The 2,195-nt window shown below is 71.3% G+C and carries 2 protein-coding genes and 1 pseudogene; all 3 read right to left on the reverse strand.

The window, feature by feature from the left end:
• Positions 1-252, reverse strand: a pseudogene (locus tag BQ7388_RS00990) (3-phosphoshikimate 1-carboxyvinyltransferase); the annotation flags it as partial.
• 11 nt (positions 253-263) lie between these two features.
• The gene (gene aroB, locus BQ7388_RS00995; protein ID WP_072499558.1) at positions 264-1,352 is read right to left on the reverse strand and encodes a 3-dehydroquinate synthase; all 1,089 of its coding nucleotides are present in this window, start codon (positions 1,350-1,352) and stop codon (positions 264-266) included.
• The coding region (locus BQ7388_RS01000; RefSeq protein ID WP_234946738.1) for a prephenate dehydrogenase at positions 1,349-2,195 on the reverse strand (847 nt) is incomplete at its 5' end. The genes BQ7388_RS01000 and aroB, both read right to left, overlap by 4 nt.

Here is a 2,195-nt window from a genome sequence, read left to right on the forward strand (position 1 = left end):
CCCTGTGGCGGCCCGCACGGCGTCCCTCGCCAGGGGGGAGACGCGAAACCCCAATCGGGTGCGGGCGACTTTCGCCCCAAGCGCCCTCGCGCAGGTCACGGTGGCGTCGATGTCGCGCGAGCTCGTGGCGCAGTCTATATCGCTTCGACCCTCGGCGAGCGAGGCGAGGACGAGCATCCGATGCGCCACGGACTTCGACGCCACGGCGTCGACGCGCCCCTCGAGGGGACGTGGGTTTATGGTGACGTCCAAGCTCTTCTCACCTAGTCCCTTCCGCAGCCGAGCTCGATGAGCTCGCGCAGCCCGTCGAGGCCCACGGCCCTGACCTCGACCTTGCCTGGGGCGAGGGGGACGACTACGTTCACGGAGTCGGCGTGCCTCTTCTTGTCGTGCGCCGCGAAGCGCATGAGGTCGTCCGTCGGCACGTCGGTGCCCGTGGGCAGCCCGTGCGCCCGCACCGCCCCCTCGACGAGCGCGGCAAGCCCCTGCTCGCTCCAGCCCTTGCGCTCGCAGGCGCGGGCCATGCAGCAGAGGCCTGCGGCGACGGAGCTGCCATGTCCCAGGGCGAAGCCGCTCGCCGCCTCGATGGCGTGCCCGATGGTGTGTCCCAGGTTGAGCGTCTGCCTGAGGCCGCGCTCGCGCTCGTCGTCGGCGACCACGTCGCGCTTGATCCTCACGTTGCGTGCCACCAGGGCCGTCATCCTCCCGGGCTCCAGCGACTCGTTGGCGGGGTGCTCGGTCAGGTCCCGGAGCATCTGGGGGCCGTCCAGGACGGCATGCTTCACGACCTCCCCACAGGAGTCGCGCAGCAGCCCGGCGGAGAGGCTCTTGAGGCAGTCCACGTCGGCGAGGACCAGCGAGGGCTGGAGGAAGGCGCCGGCGAGGTTCTTGCCCGCCTCGAGGTCGATGGCGGTCTTGCCGCCCACGGAGGAGTCGACCATGGCGAGGAGCGAGGTGGGCACCTGCACGACCTGGCAGCCGCGCAGGTAGAGGGCGGCTGCGAGTCCCGCCATGTCGCCCGTGACGCCGCCTCCCAGCGCCACTACCACGTCGTCGCGGGTGAGCCCCAGCCCGGCGATGCCCTCGAGGAGCGCCGAGAGAGTGCGGACGTTCTTCGACGCCTCGCCTGCGGGGAAGGTGAGGAGGCCGGCCTCGTAGCCAGCAGCGCGCAGGCTCCCGAGCGCCGCCTCGGCATAGAGGGGGGCGACGTTCGAGTCCGAGACGACGCAGGCCCTTTGGCCGCCGCAGGTGGCGCGGGCGAGCCGTCCGAGCCGTCCGAGCACCCCGCTCCCCACGGTGACCTGGTAGGAGCGGGAGGGCGTGTCCACCGCTATGGAGACGGCGTCGCTCATCGCCTCTCAGCCTCCCTCTTGAGCCGGTCGCCCTCGGCGAGGAGGGCCTCGAGCCGCTCGCCGTCCCTGGCGTCCAGGGCGTCCTTGTACTGCTGCAGGCTCCGGACGATGCGGCCTATCTCCTCCGAGAGGTGGTCGGCGTCGTCGAGGAAGAGCTCCCGCCACATGGGGGCGTTGAGGCGGGCCACGCGCGTCAGGTCCTTGTAGGACCCGGCCGAGAAGCCCCTGTGGTCCTGTGCCGTGGGGCTCTTCACGTAGGCGTTGGACACCACGTGCGCCAGCTGGGAGGTGAAGGCGATCACCTCGTCGTGGTGGTCGGCCGTCGAGAGCGTGTAGGAGCCGAAGCCGCAGGGCTCGAGGAGGTCCTGGAGGCGCTCGAGCACGTCGAGGCGGGCGAAGTCGTCCATCGGCGGCGGCACCACGACCATGGGGGCGCCGCGGAACATGTTGGCCCTGCTGTGGGCGAAGCCCGAGTGCTGGGTGCCTGCCATGGGGTGGCAGCCCACGAAGGTGAAGGGGCGGCCTTCTGCGATGGCGAAGCAGCGCTCGCAGATGACGCGCTTGACGCCCACCGTGTCTATGACGATGGCCCCGGGCGAGACGAGCGCGGCCTTCTCCTGCAGCCAGTCGATGGCGGCCTGGGGGTAGCCGGCGAGCACGATGAGCTCGCAGCTTCCGATGGAGTCGTCGTCCAGGACGGCGTCGATGGTCTCGATGAGGGCGAGCTCGGTGGTGGAGCTCGTCCGGTTCCAGCCGAGCACCTCGCGCCCCGCGGCGTGCATGGCCTTGGCGAAGGAGCCGCCCATGAGGCCGAGCCCCACGACCCCCACGCGCCCGGGGACG

Origin of the sequence: Olsenella phocaeensis (assembly GCF_900120385.1) — a bacterium.
Taxonomy (GTDB): Bacteria; Actinomycetota; Coriobacteriia; order Coriobacteriales; family Atopobiaceae; genus Olsenella_I; species Olsenella_I phocaeensis.

Excerpts from the sequence above, each read along its gene's own strand:
- aroB (WP_072499558.1), bottom strand. The coding sequence starts at position 1,352 with ATGAGCGACGCCGTCTCCATAGCGGTGGACACGCCCTCCCGCTCCTAC.